This window comes from Nocardia albiluteola (genome assembly GCF_018860155.1).
GTDB lineage: Bacteria > Actinomycetota > Actinomycetes > Mycobacteriales > Mycobacteriaceae > Nocardia > Nocardia albiluteola.
Genome location: NZ_JAHKNI010000006.1, coordinates 84,219 through 100,492, shown reverse-complemented (window position 1 = coordinate 100,492; position 16,274 = coordinate 84,219). Strand labels below are relative to the sequence as shown.

The following is a 16,274-nucleotide window of genomic DNA, read 5'->3' as shown; positions in this document are numbered from 1 at the left end:
GACGTACGGGTAACGCCGCTGGCAGGTTCAGCGATATGACAGCTATTGGCTGCAGAGCGCGGCCCGACGGAGCTGTCCGCCTACTCGCCGAAAGTTAGTGCATTTGTCCGATTTCACCGGTTTTCGATTGACAGCACGTCGACGGGCGCGGTACAACCCGTTTCGTGCACCGGTCCGCCGTGCGTCGACCCGCGAATCCGGCGGCAGCGACCGGTTTTTTCGGCGCCTGCCAGGGACGTGTGCGGTGAATTTCGGTCCGACACGACCGCAACCGGCGGGCAAGCGCCTTTCGAATCGTCGACGCTCAGGTCGTCGGCCGTGGACTCGATGTCCCGGTCGTGGCGTAAAGCGAGATGATGACGGAGCCTCGCCACAGGTGCCGGGGCTCCATCTGCTCGGAATCCCAGTTGCGGGTGCCGTGCGCCGCGCCGCCGTATCCAGGCCCATCGCTGACCCGGATCCAACGGCACCGGCGCCCCGGGCGAGTGCCGGGGCGCCGGTGCGCTGCGGTGTCCTAGCCACACCCCAGCACCCCCGCGCATCGTTGAGCGGGACGAATAGCAAGGCCCTACAGGAGCTTCCGCACCGTCAGGTCCGCGGCGTACTTCTCGATGAGGTCCCTGGTCAGGTGCGGGATATCGCCGCCGGGCCCGAGCCCGGCGGCCTGCACCGCGGCCTGGAACTTCTTGGCGGGCAACGCCGCACCCGAGACCGGCATCCCCGGCGCGCGGTAGGCGTGCAGCAGCGGCAGCAGCGAATGCTGGCGCTGCTGTTCGGGCAGCGCGCGCACGGCGGTCTCGAAGCGGGCGAACCACTCGGCGTAGTCGTCGATCCGCTCGATCGGATGGCCCGCCTCGATCAGCCAGTCCACGAACTCGTCGAGGGAGATCCCGTCGTCGTGCGGGTTGAGCACGTCGAAGGTCTCGAAGCCGTCGGCGACCTGCGCGCCGAGCACGGTGATCGCCTCGGCTGTGAAATCACCGGGGAGACCGTCGTAATGGGAGCGCTGCCGGTTGCCCTCGGCATCGGTGGCGTAGAACGACTTCGGCGCCAGCCCGGTGGCCAGCAGGCTCAGCAGCAGCCGGGTGAACATGTCGGGCACGTTGAGCTGGCCCGCATAGCGCGAGTGGGCGAGGATCATATCCGAGCGGAACACCGCCACCGGCAGGCCGTACTTCTCGTGCGCCTCGCGCAGCAGCACCTCACCGGCCCATTTGCTGTTCCCGTAGCCGTTGGCGTAACCGTCGTCGAGCGAGCGCACGGCGCTGATCTCGCGGATATCGCCGTCCTCGCTGAACATCTCGGGCCGCACCTGCGAGGCCACGGCCACCGTGGACAGATAGGTGACCGGCTTGATCCGCGCGGTGAGCGCGAGCCGGATCACCTCCGCCGTGCCGACCACGTTGGGGCCGAACAGCTGTCCGTACGGCAGCACGTGGTTCACCAGCGCCGCCGGATGCACGATCAGGTCGGCCGTCTCGGCCAGCCGCCGCCAATCCCGCTCACCCAGGCCGAGATTCGGCTCGCCGATGTCCCCGGCCAGCACCTCGAGGGTGCGCCGCGCCAGCTCCCGGTAGTGCCGGGTCAGCTCCGCATCACCACTGTCGAACACCTCGTCGAGCCGGGCGCGCGCGGCGGCCGCGTCACTGCCGCGCACCACACAGATCAGCCGGCCGCCCGAATCGTCGAGGCGCTGCAGCCATTCCAGGCACAGGAACCGGCCCAGATAGCCGTTGGCGCCGGTCAGCAGTACGGTCCGCGGCGGCTGCTCCGCGCGCGGCAGGGCGGCGGCACCGGCCAGGGTGGACGCGTCGATGAAGGTGCCGAGGGTCAGGTCGGCGGCGCGGATCTGCGATCCCGTGCCGTGCACCGACACGGCGGTCGGACGGGTTCCGCCCGACCGCCGCTCGTTCTCGATGTACCGCGCCAGCTGAGCCAAATCGGTTGCGGGACTGACGATCACCCCCACCGGCACCTCGACCGCAAAGATCTCCTGCAGCAGGGTCGAATACGTCAGCGCGGAGAGCGAATCGCCGCCCAGGTCGGTGAAGTGCACATCGGGGCGCAGATCGGTGACCGCACAGCCCAGCAGCGCCCGCGCGGCCCGGCCGACGGTATCCAGCACCGGCAGCTCCCCGGCCTCGCGGCGCAGCGCGGCCAGTTCGCTGTCCTGCTCGCTGGCCAGGTCGGCGTAGAGCTGCTCGAGTCGTTCGCCGTATCGCGCCTTCAGCTTGGGGCGCAACAGCTTCGCGATGCCCGAGAGCAGGCCGTTGTCGATGGTGAACGGCTCGGTCTCGAGCAGGAACGCGCGCGGGATCTCGTAGGAGTTCAGCTCGGCCCGCCGGGCGATCTGCTGCAGGGACTCGGCGATGGCCGCGGTCAGCTCCGCGGTATCGGGGTGCGCGGCAACCGCATCGGCGGTCGGCACGATCACGGCCAGCAGATTGGCGCGCTCGCTGCTGCCGTAGACGTAGATCTGCCGAACCAGCGGACTGCCCGCGTAGATGGCCTCGAGCTTGGACACTGCAACGAACTCGCCCTGGGAGAGCTTCAGGACGTTGTTGCGGCGGTCCACATACACCAGCTGGTCCGGGCCGAGCTCGGCCATGATGTCGCCGGTGCGGTAGTAGCCCTCGGCGTCGAAGATCTCCTCGTTCAGCTCGGGCCGGTTGTAGTAGCCCGGGATCAGGGTCTCGGACTTGATCAGCAATTCCCCACGCGGATAAGGCTTGTCGGTGCCGAAGTAGCCCAGCTCGGGCACGTCGACGAGCCGGTAATCGATGACCGGCGGACGCAGCACCATATTGTTGATCAGCACGCCGCCGGCGGATTCGGTCGAGCCGTAGCCGTCGACCATCTCGAATCCCAGCACCGAGGCCATGAATTCACGCAGCTGATCGGACAGCGGCGCGCTGCCGGTGATGGCCATGATGAACCGGCCGCCCAGCACTTGGTCGCGCAGTTCGGTTTTCACCTCGTGCTCCACCGATTCCGGGGCGCCGCCCGCGGCCACCCGGCGGTCGACCTCGCTGCGGAACCGCTCGAACAGCATGTCGACCACACGCGGCACGAAGAACAGCATGGTCGGGCGGGCCAGCGCAATATCCTCGAACAGCGTCGACATATCGCTGCGCGCCGCGAAATAGACCATGCCGCCGCGGGTCAGGGCGGAGACCAGATTCCCGCGCCCGGCCACATGGCTCAGCGGCATGAAGCTGAATCCGATCGTGGGCAGGGGTATATCCGCGCCCTGCCGCCACATCCGGGCGACCAGCCGCTCGGGATACATCGCGCCCTTGGGCGCTCCGGTGCTGCCGGAGGTGTAGATGAGCAGGGCGAGCGCCTCGTCCCCCGCACCGGAATGCAGTGGCGCGGGGGGCAGTTCGCCGCCGCGAACGATGACCTCGTCCAGGACCTGGACCACCACCGGGCTATCGGCCAGGCGGGTCCGGGCCGACTCGACCGCGGCGCGGTGGTCGTCGTCCTGCCAATGATGGTCGAAGACGATCAGCGAGCGCACCGCATCGCAGGCCAGCGCCAAATCCACTGCCGCATCGAGCTGTTCGACGCTGGTCGCCAGCACCCGGGGCCGTGTCTCGGCGACGATCGGCGCGAGCTGCGCCATCGCCGCGCCCGCCTGCAACGGCACCGACACCACCCCCGACACGATGCAGGCCAGATCGATCACGGTGTAATCGGTGCTGGCAAATCCGATGATCGCCGCGAAATCCCCTGGCCGCATGGGCGATTCGGCATCGGAATACCAGACCGCGGCCACCGCGGCGATGCGTCGCCACAACTCGCCATAAGTAATGGCGTCGTAGCGGGGCAGCAGCCGACCCCGGGTATGCCCGGTCTCGTCGGTAACGTATTCGACCGCACGCATTCCCAGCGCCGGCCGCTCCGCATAACTCCCCATCAGTGTCGCAATCGACTGCGCGAGAGGCACTTCCGTCCTCGCCATTTCCGCACCGACCGCCGTATCCGGAACCGCGGCGCGAACCTGCTCGTCGCTGGCGATCAGGTCCGTGACCCGCCGCACGAGCTCCTGCCGCTGCTCTTCGTCCGTCCCGCGCTGAACTTCCGCCAACATAGCCCCGATCTCCCTCGGACTGGTTCACCAGCCGGCCATCACCGGCCGCGAACAGCCGTATTGATGCATGTACCCCGCAAGTAGTTTCAGTCGCTAACTATTCCTCAACTTTCGTCCCAGATCCGGTTCAATGTCAAGTAGCTCGGTACCGGCCAGTTCTGGGAGCCACTGTCTGAAATATCACTCCACGGCGCCGATCCGCAGGTCACAGGGCCTTATCTCGCGTCGGTCTACGCTGGACAGCGGGGCCGCACCAACGGAAGGGGCACCCGATGTTCGAACGGTTCTCCGACTCCGCGCGGCGCGTGGTGGTTCTCGCGCAGGAGCAGGCCCGCAGCCGTCATCACGACGTCATCGGCGCCGAACATCTGCTGCTGGGCGTCATCGAATCCGCCCGGGAAGATCGGGCGCCGGGCACACGCGCCGCCCTGGAACGGCTGGGCCTGACGCCGCAGGCCGCCCTCGCGACGATTTCGCTCGACCCCGGACCGGCGAATCACATTCCGGACGCCCATCTTCCGTTCACCGCCGAGGCCAAGACGGTGCTGGAGAACTCGCTGCGGGAGACGATCGCGGTGGGCGAGGGCGCCATCACCCCGGATCACCTGCTGCTGGGCATCATCCGAACCGTCGGCAACACCGGCGATTCGACCGCAGCCCAGGCGATTTCGTCCCTGCGTCTCACCGCGGAACCGCTGCGGCAGTCGCTCGGCAGGCCGCACTTCTCGCTGTCCCGTCTGGCCACCAAGACCCTGGCGCGCGCGAGCATGGAGGCCCAGCGTTTCGGCAACCCCGACGTCGACACCCCGCACCTCATGCTGGCGCTGCTGGCCACCGACCCCGACCTGTGCAAGCGGGTCTTCGACGCGGCCGGCGCCGACCCCGAGCGCATCCGCGCCGAACTCGACGCCGTGCTGGGCGCGGACGAATAGGAACGAGTCAGGCCGAGAGCTCCGCGAGCAGCCGCCACGTGCGCAGCTGATCGTCCGGACCACCCAAATCGGTTTGGGTGATGAGCAATTCGGTCGCGCCGGCATCGATGTAGCGTCGCAGTCCGCGGGTCACGTACTCCTCGTCGCCGATCAGCGCCAGGTCGGCGGCGTACTCGACACCCTCGCGGTTCAGGACCGCGCGATACGACGGGACGGACTCGTAGAAGGCCATGGATTCCGCGGCCCGGGCGCGCACCTCCTCCGGGCGGTCGGTCACCACCGCCGTCACACCGGCCACGATCTGCGCGGCACGGATCGGCCACGCCGGGCGGGCACGCTCGAACCGCGGCACAATATGTGAGCTCAAGGTCCGCGGACCGGCCAGATTCGGAATCACGCCGTCGGCCAGTTCGCCGCTGACCCGCAGCGCCTGCGGTCCCAGCGCGGCCACCAGCAGCGGCACATTCGCCCCGCCGTGCACCGTCGTCGGCAGCGGCGGGCGGGCGTGCACCCGCTCGCCCGCGAGATCCGCCCCGCCCTCCTCGATCAATGACCGCAGGGCGGTGAGATATTCGCGCAACCGCGCCACCGGGCGATCCTCGTGAATGCCGAATGCCGCCGATTCCAGTGCGGGCGAACCCAATCCGAGTCCGAGCCGGAATCGTCCACCTGAGGTGGCCTGTACCGTCTGGGCCTGCGAGGCCACCACCACCGGATGCCGCGGATTGATCGGCACCACCGAGGTGCCGACCCCGATCTCGCCGACCGCCTGGGCCACCACCCCCGCGAGCACCAGTGAATCCAGGTCCATCCGCTGCCCGAACCACACCGACCGCAACCCCGTCGACCGCGCCAGCGCCACTAGCTCGATCATATTCGCCACGTCGTTGGCGACCCCGGGCCGCGGCCATACCGAGACCCCGATGGGGACACGATTATCCATGCAACGAGACAACAGCGGCGGGCGCCGCTGGATTCCGGGCGCGAATTCGCGGTGAACTACCGGTCGCCGCCTCGTGACCTCGGCGGATGCGAGATGCTCTCGATGCCCGCCGGACATGTGCGGGCACCGGGATGTTCAGCCGCCGCCCGTACCGTGACCGGTATCGGACCGGACCAATTGCGGAGGCCGCCAATGTCGAATGCACGCCTGCGAGCGATCTGGATGGGGAACGTGGCCACGGGGGCGCTGGGGGTCACCGCCCGCACGCCGCTGCGGACCTCGCACGCCTACACCCTGTACCGCGCCGAACGAGTTGCCGCACAGTCCGATTCGATCGTCGCCTCGGATCTCGAGGTCGTCACCGTGACCGACACCTCGGCGATCCTGACCTGGACCACGCGGGCGCGCGATCGCACCGGGCGGCTGCGGCCCGCGCCCGCCGACACCGAGGTCCGCTTCGCCTCGCGCGGCGCGTTCCGGACGCACTACCTCGACTCCCGGCCCACCGCATACCACTACGCGGAGATCACCGGGCTCGAGCCGGGCCGGTCCTATCGGTTCGAGGCGCGTTCGGCCGGCCGGGTCGCCCTGCCGGCCCACACCCGGGTGACCCGCCGGGCCGGAACACCCGAATCCACAGGCATTTTCACCACCCTGACCCCGCCCCCGGGACCGCTGCTGCGCACCATCGTGCTGGCAAACGACGTCCACTACGGCGAGCGGACGAGCGGGCTGCTGGTCGCGGGGCTGCCGCCGGGACTGCGGCACGAGACCGACGAACATTCCGAATTCATGCTGGACGCGCTGCTGCAGGACGTGCGCGAACGCGACCGCGCGGCCGATCATCTGATCCTCGCGGGCGACCTCACCGATTGCGGCGCCCTCGACCAGTCCCGCGCGGTGCGCGCCCGCCTGGATGCCTGGGGCGCGCTCGGCCGGGACTATTACGTCTGCCGCGGCAATCACGACGCTCCGCGGGATCCGCACCGCGACCACTGGGGCAGCGTCTTCCACGGCCTACAGCAACTCGCCGACTACGACGCCGCCGGTCTGCGCCTCCTCGCCCTGGACACCACGCGCCTGCGCTGTGCGGGAGGCACCATCACGCCGTCCCAGCTGGCCCGGCTGCGCGAGGTGCTGCGCGCCGACCCCCACCGGCCCACCCTGGTCTTCGGCCATCATCCCGTGACCTCCTACTCCGCGGTGAGCAATCCGGCGGGGCCCGGCTTCGTCCTGGACCGCGCCACCGCCGCCGAACTCCACGGCCTCTACCGCGGCGCCCCCGGGGTCTTCCTGCACCATGCCGGGCACACCCACCGCACCCGCGTCAGCCGCCCCGACTCCGATATCGACGTGGAGTTCCTCGAGGTCGGCGCCGTCAAGGAGTACCCGGGCGGCTACACCCTGCTGCGCATCCACACCGGCGGCTACATGGCGAACTTCTACAAGACCCGCAGCGAGGCCGCCCGGCAGTGGAGTACCCGCACCCGCCGTCAGTACCTGGGCCTGCATCCGGACCACGCCCTCGGCAGCTTCGCGGATCGCAACCACGTTGTGCTGCGCGACTTTTCGGGAATCACCCCGGCGACACGCCCGGGCGTACCGCTCGCCGGGCATTAGCCGAAACTCCGATACTCGCCGAAACACAGTTCTGGGCCGCGGCGTCTCACCCGAGGCGCGGCCGTCGCATCGTATGGTGCGATAACCGGCCGCGCGACACAAACGAACAGCAGGTCGCCGGGCTACTGCGGCCCCCTCTGCGCCCCGCCGCGGCCTGGCGGGTGGCCACCGTCCACGCGGTGGTTGGCCCGTCGGTAGCTCGCGTCGCCGACGTTGCTACCCGACAAGGCCCGCTCCGACCGGGGCGCAGTCCCCGTTTACTCTTGGTTCCGGGAGCAAGTACCGACCCGTCGCCGCGTATTCGAGTAATTCGGTGCGCCAATGTGATCGAGGAGAGTATTCAGTGCGAACCGATGGGGATACCTGGGACATCGTCAGCAGCGTGGGCGTCACGGCGCTGGGCGTCGCCGCGTTCCGCGCGATCGAGACGATGAAGCCCGATCCGCTGATCCACGACGACTGTGCACGGCTGTTCGTCGAGGCCGCGGGCGAGCCGCGCTTCCGGGAGCTGCTGGCCTCGCCGCCGGACGATGGCCGCCTGCCCACGGGCATGATAGGGCTGCGCACCAAGTACTTCGACGACTTCTTCATGACGGCCTGGTCCGCGGGGATCCGGCAGGCGGTGATCGTCGCCGCGGGGCTGGACGCCCGCACCTACCGGCTCGACTGGCCGGACGGCACCACCGTATTCGAGATCGACCAGCCCAAGGTGCTGCAATTCAAGCAAGAAGTGATGGCCGCCAATCACATCCGGCCCCGCGCCGAATTGCGCTCCGTCGCAGTGGATCTCCGTGACGACTGGCCGGCTGCGGTGTCCGCGGCGGGATTCGACGCCGACCTGCCCACCGCATGGTCCGCCGAGGGACTGCTGCCCTATCTGCCCGGCGCGGCGCAGGATTCGCTGTTCGAGCGGATCGATACGCTGTCCGCGCCCGGCAGCAAGCTCTCGGTGGAGGCCTTCGGCCACCGGCCCGACCACGCCCGCATGCGGGCCACGGAGATGCAGATGTTCGAGAACAGCGGGCTCCAGAACCCGTTCGGCGAGATCGACGTCACCGAGCTGTTCTACGACGACGAGCGGTCCGATCCGGCGCGGTGGCTGACCGATCGCGGTTGGGAGGTCGGCGGGGCGAGCCTGGACGATCTCGCTGCCCGATACGGGCGTCCGCCGTTCGAGGTGCCCGCGGAGATGGGCGACATGCGGGATCTGTCGGTGTATCTGACCGCGTCGAAGTAAGGTCGGCGTTGCACACCCTGCTTGCATGCCAGGCAGGGTGCGCATAACGAATCCGGCTCCGGACGGGGCAGCCTTCCCCAGGCGCAAGCTGGAGCGCCTTCAAGGATTCGATGTGGCGGTGGCCGCGCGCACAAATCCGTTTGCGCGCTCGAGCAGAACGCGCGCCGCCGGGGCGTCCACGCCTGTCAGCTGCATGACGATGGCGGTCTTCGGATGTCCGCCCGCGGCTTCCAGCAGGGCGGCCGCCGCGGCGGCATCGACGCCGGTCGCGTCCGCGACGATGCGCCGGGCCCGGTCCACGAGTTTGGCGTTGGAGGGGTTCACGTCGACCATCAGGTTGCCGTACACCTTGCCGGAGCGGACCATGGCCGCGGTCGAGAGCATGTTGCACACCATCTTCTGTGCCGTCCCGGCCTTCAGACGCGTCGATCCGGTGAGAACCTCGGGGCCCGTATCGATTTCGATGCCCACCTCGACCTGCTCGCTCAGCGCGGCACGGACGTTGCAGGACAGGCCGATCGTCGCCGCACCCACCGAACGGGCGTAGCGCGCCGCCCCGAGCGCATAGGGCGTGCGACCACTGGCGGCCAGGGCGACGACGACATCGGCGGCGGTGAGCCCGATCTCGGCAAGGTCCGCGGCGGCGCGGGGCGGCTCGTCCTCCGCGCCCTCGACCGAATGCGTCAAAGCCGGTGCGCCACCGGCGATCAGGCCGATCACCTCGCCCGGATCGGTACCGAAGGTCGGCGGGCATTCCACCGCGTCCAGCACGCCCAGGCGTCCGCTGGTCCCGGCCCCGGCGTAGATCAGCCGGCCGCCCCGTGCGCGCGCGGCGACGATCAGCTCCACCGCCTGCGCGATCCGCGGAATCGCCTGTGCCACCGCCGATGCCACCCCGGCGTCCTCGGCGTTCATCACCCGCAGCAGTTCGGCCGTCGGCATCGAATCCAGCTCGGTCGTGCGCGGATTCGCAGATTCGGTGCGCAGCGCCGCAAAGTCGTCCACTTCGCCTCCTCGACTGAGATTCACGGCGCGATCTCGCCGCCCGGTATCGGCCCACGAGCCCGCCGGGAGGTGGTGCCGCCGGACGCCTCGGAGCCGGGCCGCCGGTCCGCGACGGCGTCATAGGTGCGATGCAGCGCCCCGGTCGCGGACGGAGTTCGCTGCAGCACACCGATATACAGCGAATCCACGATCAGCAGCTGGCTCATCCGGCTGGCCAGGGCGGCCGAGCGAAAGCCGTCCTCGCGGCCGGCCACCAGGATCGTGTGCGCGGCCGAACGAGCCAGTGGCGATTGCGATCCGGCCGTCACGGCGACCGTCAGCGCCCGCCGCCCGGCGCGACGCACCGCCTCGACGACGGCGGCGGTCCGGCCCGAATGCGAGAAGGCCACCGCCACGTCGCCGGGCTCGAGCAGGCTGACCTGCACGAGCGCCTCGTCCTCCGATGTGCAGGCGCCACACCACATTCCGATCCTGGTGAGCTTCTGCGCCAAGTCCGCGGCAACCAGGCCCGAGGCGCCGATGCCGATCAGCACCACCCGTCGCGCCGCCGCCAGCGCCTCGGCGACGGCCGCGAGCGTCGCGGGATCGGCCAGCTCGGCGGTGGCCGCCATCGCCTCGGTCTCGAAGGCGGTGAGCTTGTGCAGCACCTTCGACGGTTCGTCGGCCACATCGATGTCGGTGGCGAAGACCGGGGATCGGTCCGCCGCCCCGACTGCCGCCAGCGCCAGCCGCAGCTGTGGATATCCGTCGTAGCCCAGCGTTTTCGCCAGCCGAACCACCGCCGAGGTGCTGGTCTCCGCCCGTTCGGCCAGTTGCGTAATGCTCAGCCGGGCCGCACCGGCCGGATCGTCGCGAATCACCTCCGCAACTCGCGCGCCAGCCGGTGTCAGACGCGGCATCGCCGCCAGCAGCCGCGTGCGCACGTCGTCATCGGGCACGAGTCGCCTCCCGAAATCGCTGCGACACTTCGACTGCCGCCTCGTCGCGGCGCGACACCACGGGCGTCCGAACCCGTAATGTCGCTCGACCGCAGCCGGCCCGCGCGATACCTTCGCCGCACCGAACACCAGGTGCGGTGGGCGCCGCGCCGCACCAGGAGGGCGAGCGGAACGGACCACGAGCCGAGCTCAGGACACCGAGGATGAACGCGTCCACCGGCCCGACACCGAGATCAGGCATCGCTCAGCACCTCCAGGCGGCGGGGCGCAGCCGATGGCGTCGGGGACAGCGGTAGTCCGACGGTCCCCGGGGTGATCGAGCCCAGCATCACGGGCCGGGCCGCGCCCGTGCACGTCGGCGCGTTGCCGGGCAGTCCGTGAGCGGTGAGGAAACCCAGGACCGCGAAGGCGGTGGCCTCCTTGGCCACCGAAGGCAGGCCGAGCTGGTCCGAGGTCAGCAGGCGAGCGGCCGGGAGCCGGTCGGCCAGCATCGACATCAGCACCGGGTTGCGGGTACCGCCGCCGGACGCGATGACCTCGGTGGGCGCGAACGGGGCCAGGGCGTCGGCGATCGTGCGTGCGGTCAGGGCGGTCACGGTGGCGACGATATCGGCGGGCGACATCGTTCGGCCGCGCAACACGCGCTCGAGGTAGCCGCGGTGGAACAGTTCCTTACCCGTGGTCTTGGGCGGCGGCAGCCGAAAATACGGCTCGGTGAGCAGGATCCACAGCAGGTCCTCGTCCACGCGGCCGGCCGCGGCCCGCGCGCCGTCCCGGTCGAGGTGTTCCCGGCCGTCCGTGCACAGCTCCACCGCGGCGTCGATCAGCGCGTTCCCCGGCCCGGTATCGAAGGCCGCGGCGGGTTCGCCGGTGACGGTGACGTTCGCGATGCCGCCGATATTCAGTGCGGCACACCGTTCTTCGCGCCCGGCGAGCCACAGCGCGTCGAACAGGGCGACCAGCGGCGCGCCCTGCCCGCCCGCCGCGATATCGCGGGGCCGGAAATCGCTCACCACCGTCAGCCCGGTGCGCTCCGCGATCCAGGAGGGCTGCCCGAGTTGCAGTGTGCCGCGGACGCTTCCATCCTCCACCCAATGGAAAACCGTCTGACCGTGCGAGGCGACGAGATCGGCTGTCCCGTCGAAGAATTCGCGCACAGCCGCCTCGGCCACGGCCGCGAACTCCTGTCCGACGGCGGTATCGAGGCGGCAGACCATGGCCATGTCCGTTCTCTCCGGTGGCAGCGCGTCCAGCAGGTCGCGGCGCAGCCGGGGTGGATACGGGCGGCTCAGGTGTCCCGCGATGCGCACCCGAATCACGCTGTCCCGCAGCGTGACCTCGGCGCCCACCGCATCGATCGCATCGTGCGAGGTGCCAGACATCAACCCGACGACCCGCATCACACCGCCACTTCGACGGCCACCGGCTCCGGCGCGGCATGGAACCGGCTGCTGATCCCGCCGACCAGCAGCGTCACCACGACACCGATCGGCACCAGCCACTGTGCGGCGATACCGAGCTCGGAGGTCTTGCCCGCGACGGTGACGGAAATCTTCACCCCCCGCACCACGAATGTCATCACCGCCACCGTGACCAGGAACGCGATCACGGCATCGAGCTGATTGGCCCGCGGCACGAGACGCCCCAGCAGGAAGGCCCCCAGCAGCGCGCCGTAGGTGTAGCCGGCGATGGCCAGGGCCGTGAGGTACACATTTCCGGTCGTCGCGCTGAATCCCATGGCGAATACCGCCATCAATACCGCCCAGACCACCGTCATCACCCGCGCGAGGGTCAGCATGGCCGAATCGGAGATTCCGGTGCGGGTGAAACTGCGAACAATATCGGCGACGGTCGAGTTGGACATCGAATTCAGCGCCGAGGACAGCGACCCCATGGCGGCACCGAGGATTCCGGCGACCAGCAGGCCCGAGATCACCACCGGCAGCCCGTGCAGGATGAAGTTCGGATACAGGCTGTCGGAGCTGGCCAGACCCAGCTGTTTCGGCGACTTGCCGCCGTTGTACGACCACAGCAGGGCACCCACCAGGGAGAAGGCAGCGAACTGCACGGCGATGAAGAGGCCCGATCCGATCATCGCCCGCTGGCTGTCGCGCAGCGACTTCGTGGCCAGAATGCGCTGCACGATCAGCTGATCCGAGCCGTGCGAGGCCATCGCGAAGATCGCCCCGCCGATGATCGCCGTCGGGAGCGCGAACGAGCTGGTGAGAATGTGACCGAGCCCGAAATCGGTATCGAAGACACGGAACTTGCCGGCGTGCAGGGCATTCGACCATCCCGCCGCACCGACGTGGCCCCACAGCACGCCGATCGCGATGAGGGCCCCGGTCAGGTACAGACCCATCTGCAGTGCATCGGTCCAGATGACCGCCTTGATGCCGCCCAGGTAGGTGTAGATCACCGTCAGCAGCGTCAGCACGGCGATGATGACGTCGTAGCCGAAATGCAGCCCGAACTCGTTGAGCAGCAACTCGATCGGAATCGCGGAGGCGAACAGCCGCACGCCCTCGGCCAGCAGCCGGGTGATCACGAAGGTCACGGCCGCGACCCCCTGCAGATAGCGGCCGAAGCGCAGCTCGAGGTACTGGTAGGCGCTGACGAACCCGCCGCGCTTGTACAGCGGGATCAACAGGGTCGCCACCACGGTACGGCCGATGATGTATCCCAGCGCCAGTTCGACATTGCCGAAGCCCTGGCCGGTGTAGGCGCCGCCGGGCACCGAAATGACGGTCAGCACGCTGGTTTCGGTCGCCACCACCGAGAAACACACCGTCCACCAGGGCATCCGGCCCTCGCCGACGAAATAGTCGCTGCTGGACCGCTGCCGCCCCGACAGCCGCAACCCGATCCAGGCCACCGTGACCAGATACACGACGATGACGACGACATTGAGTGCGTTCATCGCAACTCCCGGATAACGCGGCGAAATATTGCAAACAAGTGCCAGCAGCATCGCACATGTTGACAATCTTTGTCACAGTTTCGGCGACACGCTCCGATCAGGCGAACCGGATCACCAAGGGCTCCACGGCAGTGGCGGCGTCGGCGGCGAGCAGGGCGGCGCCGTCGAGGGGGGCGCCGAGCGCGGGGCGGCGGTCCACCGCGTCGGCAATGGCGAGATCGAGCGGGGCGAGCAACGCAGCGCCGAGGTTCGTCAAACCACCGGTGATCGCATAGGGCGCCGGAAGGTGCAGCCCGGACCGGTCGACGGCCGCGAGGACGGTACGGGCCAGGGCGCTCGCGGCATCGGCGACGATCTGCGCGGCGATACCATCCGCACCGGCCGCGGCGGCGACCACCGGCGCGAAGCTCGCCGCGATCCGCGCCGGATTATCCGAGTCTCCGAGCAGTCTCGGCAGCTCGTCGAGAACGATCCCGTAGTGCTCACTCGCGCGCGCGGACAGCTCGGTGCCCGGCCCTCGACCGTCGTGGGCACGCAACGCGGCCCGCAACCCCGCCAGCCCGATCCACCCACCGCTGCCCTCGTCACCGAGCAGCGGCCCCCAGCCATCGACGCGAACAAACCGCCCGGCCGCATCGACCGCGGTCGCCACGACCCCGGTCCCGGCCGCCAGCACCACTCCCGCCTCGCCACCCAGCGCCCCGGCATGCGCGGTCACCGCATCCGAGGTCACCGCAACCGATTGCACCCCGGCCACATTCGCCAATCGGCGCGCAAGCTCGGCTGCCGCCTCCGGGGCCGCCACGGCCCCCGCCGCCCCGACGCACAGTGCGAAACCCGCTGCCGCGCCGTCGATCCGCTCGACGACGGCACGAATCACCTGCTCCGCCTCGTCGACTCCCCCGGCAGCGGCCAAACCTGCCGTCCCGGCGTCTCGTGCACCGGCCAGTTCCCGCCCGCCCACGCGCAACGACCCGCGACACCCCGTCTTTCCCAGATCGATCGCAAGTACTCGGCTGTCCATGCCCACCATCATGCTCGGTACCAGGCCGGCGAGGCCGGGTCTACTCGGCCGCACCGAGCCGCCGCAGCAACCGCTCGCGCAGCGGCCCCGCATATTCCTCCCGCTGGAGCGCGAAGTCGACAGCGGCGCGCAGGTATCCGGCCGGGCTGCCGATATCGAGCCGAATTCCCCTGTGCACCACGACATGTACGGGATGGCCTCGGGCGATCAACAGGGCGATGGCATCGATGAGCTGATATTCGCCACCGGCGCCGGGCTCGATGTGGCGCAGCGCGTCGAAGATGGCCCGGTCGAGCAGGTAGCATCCCGCGGCGGCGCACGTCCGCCATCGTCTCCAGCACGCTGCACTCTTCGACGGCCGCGAGCTCGGCGTCGTCCCGCAGGTGGCTCGGGTCTTCCGGCCGTCGAAATGAATTGGCGCGGACCTTATCCGGCGAGACGGGCATGCGGACCAGATCGTCCGGCAGCAGCACCGCGATCGCGGATTCGTCCGTGCTCAGCGCCGACTCCGCCTGCAGCACAGCATGTCCCAGCCCCAACGGCCGGGATTGCAGCACCGTCTCGACCTCCAGCAGCTTCGGCGCGCGGCGCACCCGCTCGAGCAGGTCGAATTTCCCGCGCCAGGCGAGCGTGCCCTCGAGCTCGGGATCCTCCGCGAAATGCGCCGCGAGCCCCTGCTTTCCGGGCGAGGTGACGATGACCATGCGATCGGCCCCGGCGTGCGCGGCCTCCTGCGCGACCAGCTCGATCCCGGAGGTGTCCACCACCGGCAGCAGCTCCTTCGCCACGGTCTTGGTGGCGGGCAGGAATCGGGTTCCCAGTCCGGCGGCCGGTACCACGAGTAATCCGGGCCACACCGACAATCTCAGGCGGGATCGGCTACCGCGGAATCGCTCAGCGCGCCGATCACGCTGTCGAGGTGCTTGCGCATGAAGTGCTCCGCCTCGGCCGCGTTGCCGACGGTCACCGCATCGATGATCAGCAGGTGCTCCGCGAGCGAGACCTGCGGGCGGCCCGGCCGCAGTGAGAGCTGGAACTGGTGGCGCACGATCTGCGCGTTCAGGCGGACGAGGAGATCCGCCGCGGTCTCCTGGCCCGCGATCTCACGCAGGGCGGCGTGCAGCTCGTGGTTGAGCGCCGAGTACTTCATCAGCTCGCCGTCGCGCACCGCCGCCGCCATCCGTTCGGCATATCCCCGCAGCCGCTCGACATCCTCGTCCGTCGCCCGCTCGGCGGCCCTGGCCGCGATCAGGCCCTCGAGCGCCCTGCGGCACTCGAGGATCTCGACCGCCTGCTCGAGCGAGACCGTGCGCACCCGTGCACCCCGATTGTGGATCCGCTCGATCAGCCCCTCGGCCACCAGTTCGTCGATGGCGGCACGGACGCTGCCGCGGGTAACCTCGAACCGCTCGACGAGTTCGGACTCGACAAGACGCTGCCCGGGTGCGACATCACCCTGCGCAATGGCCCGGCGCAGCCGTTCCACCGCAATCGCCTTACCCTGCGTTCCCCGTTCGAGTCCACTGCTCTGCGACACCGCAACCGTCCTGGCGCTAGGCGGG

The 16,274-nt window shown here is 69.4% G+C and carries 11 protein-coding genes and 1 pseudogene; 3 read left to right on the top strand and 9 right to left on the bottom strand.

Annotation, left to right across the window (positions count from 1 at the left end):
• Positions 1-568 precede the first annotated feature (568 nt).
• The gene (gene car / locus KO481_RS19010) at positions 569-4,093 is read right to left on the bottom strand and encodes a carboxylic acid reductase (protein WP_215918533.1); all 3,525 of its coding nucleotides are present in this window, start codon (positions 4,091-4,093) and stop codon (positions 569-571) included.
• A 272-nt stretch (positions 4,094-4,365) separates the two neighbouring features.
• On the opposite strand from car, the gene KO481_RS19005 reads away from it, so the two are divergent.
• Positions 4,366-5,025 carry a Clp protease N-terminal domain-containing protein gene (locus KO481_RS19005; protein ID WP_215918532.1) on the top strand — a complete coding sequence of 220 codons (660 nt, stop codon included), beginning with the start codon at positions 4,366-4,368 and terminating at the stop codon, positions 5,023-5,025.
• A 7-nt stretch (positions 5,026-5,032) separates the two neighbouring features.
• Here KO481_RS19005 and KO481_RS19000 read toward each other — a convergent pair whose 3' ends face one another.
• A complete protein-coding gene (locus KO481_RS19000) occupies positions 5,033-5,968 on the bottom strand; it encodes a TIGR03564 family F420-dependent LLM class oxidoreductase (protein ID WP_215918531.1) in 936 nt (311 codons plus the stop codon).
• Between the two features lie 192 nt (positions 5,969-6,160).
• Here KO481_RS19000 and KO481_RS18995 point away from each other — a divergent pair, with 192 nt between their 5' ends.
• Positions 6,161-7,588, top strand: coding sequence for a purple acid phosphatase family protein (locus KO481_RS18995; RefSeq protein WP_215918530.1), 1,428 nt, complete (start codon positions 6,161-6,163; stop codon positions 7,586-7,588).
• A 343-nt stretch (positions 7,589-7,931) separates the two neighbouring features.
• On the top strand, positions 7,932-8,825 hold the full coding sequence (locus KO481_RS18990; RefSeq protein WP_372452079.1) for a class I SAM-dependent methyltransferase: 894 nt from the start codon (positions 7,932-7,934) through the stop codon (positions 8,823-8,825).
• A gap of 99 nt (positions 8,826-8,924) precedes the next feature.
• Here the strand turns inward: KO481_RS18990 and murQ are convergent, their stop codons facing one another.
• From murQ to KO481_RS18950, 7 genes and pseudogenes are all read right to left on the bottom strand, one after another.
• Positions 8,925-9,830, bottom strand: a complete 906-nt coding sequence (gene murQ / locus KO481_RS18985) for an N-acetylmuramic acid 6-phosphate etherase (protein ID WP_215918528.1) — start codon at positions 9,828-9,830, stop codon at positions 8,925-8,927.
• Between the two features lie 20 nt (positions 9,831-9,850).
• Complete coding sequence (locus KO481_RS18980) at positions 9,851-10,768, bottom strand: MurR/RpiR family transcriptional regulator (protein ID WP_308166678.1); 918 nt, start codon at positions 10,766-10,768, stop codon at positions 9,851-9,853.
• Between the two features lie 233 nt (positions 10,769-11,001).
• Positions 11,002-12,168 carry an anhydro-N-acetylmuramic acid kinase gene (locus KO481_RS18975; protein WP_215918876.1) on the bottom strand — a complete coding sequence of 389 codons (1,167 nt, stop codon included), beginning with the start codon at positions 12,166-12,168 and terminating at the stop codon, positions 11,002-11,004.
• On the bottom strand, positions 12,168-13,688 hold the full coding sequence (locus KO481_RS18970) for a sodium:solute symporter (RefSeq protein ID WP_215918527.1): 1,521 nt from the start codon (positions 13,686-13,688) through the stop codon (positions 12,168-12,170). Before KO481_RS18970 ends, KO481_RS18975 begins: the two co-directional genes overlap by 1 nt.
• 97 nt (positions 13,689-13,785) lie before the next feature.
• Complete coding sequence (locus KO481_RS18965; RefSeq protein ID WP_215918526.1) at positions 13,786-14,712, bottom strand: BadF/BadG/BcrA/BcrD ATPase family protein; 927 nt, start codon at positions 14,710-14,712, stop codon at positions 13,786-13,788.
• Positions 14,713-14,767: 55 nt separating this feature from the next.
• A pseudogene (locus KO481_RS44815) lies at positions 14,768-15,581 on the bottom strand (UTP--glucose-1-phosphate uridylyltransferase); the annotation flags it as partial.
• On the bottom strand, positions 15,578-16,249 hold the full coding sequence (locus KO481_RS18950; protein WP_308166677.1) for a GntR family transcriptional regulator: 672 nt from the start codon (positions 16,247-16,249) through the stop codon (positions 15,578-15,580). The gene KO481_RS18950 and the pseudogene KO481_RS44815, both read right to left, overlap by 4 nt.
• Positions 16,250-16,274: the final 25 nt, after the last annotated feature.

Bases quoted from the DNA above. Each gene is read 5' to 3' on its own strand.
- car (WP_215918533.1), bottom strand. From the start codon at position 4,093: ATGTTGGCGGAAGTTCAGCGCGGGACGGACGAAGAGCAGCGGCAGGAG.
- KO481_RS18970 (WP_215918527.1), bottom strand. From the start codon at position 13,688: ATGAACGCACTCAATGTCGTCGTCATCGTCGTGTATCTGGTCACGGTG.
- KO481_RS18975 (WP_215918876.1), bottom strand. From the start codon at position 12,168: ATGCGGGTCGTCGGGTTGATGTCTGGCACCTCGCACGATGCGATCGAT.
- KO481_RS19000 (WP_215918531.1), bottom strand. From the start codon at position 5,968: ATGGATAATCGTGTCCCCATCGGGGTCTCGGTATGGCCGCGGCCCGGG.
- KO481_RS18995 (WP_215918530.1), top strand. From the start codon at position 6,161: ATGTCGAATGCACGCCTGCGAGCGATCTGGATGGGGAACGTGGCCACG.
- KO481_RS19005 (WP_215918532.1), top strand. From the start codon at position 4,366: ATGTTCGAACGGTTCTCCGACTCCGCGCGGCGCGTGGTGGTTCTCGCG.
- KO481_RS18965 (WP_215918526.1), bottom strand. From the start codon at position 14,712: ATGGACAGCCGAGTACTTGCGATCGATCTGGGAAAGACGGGGTGTCGC.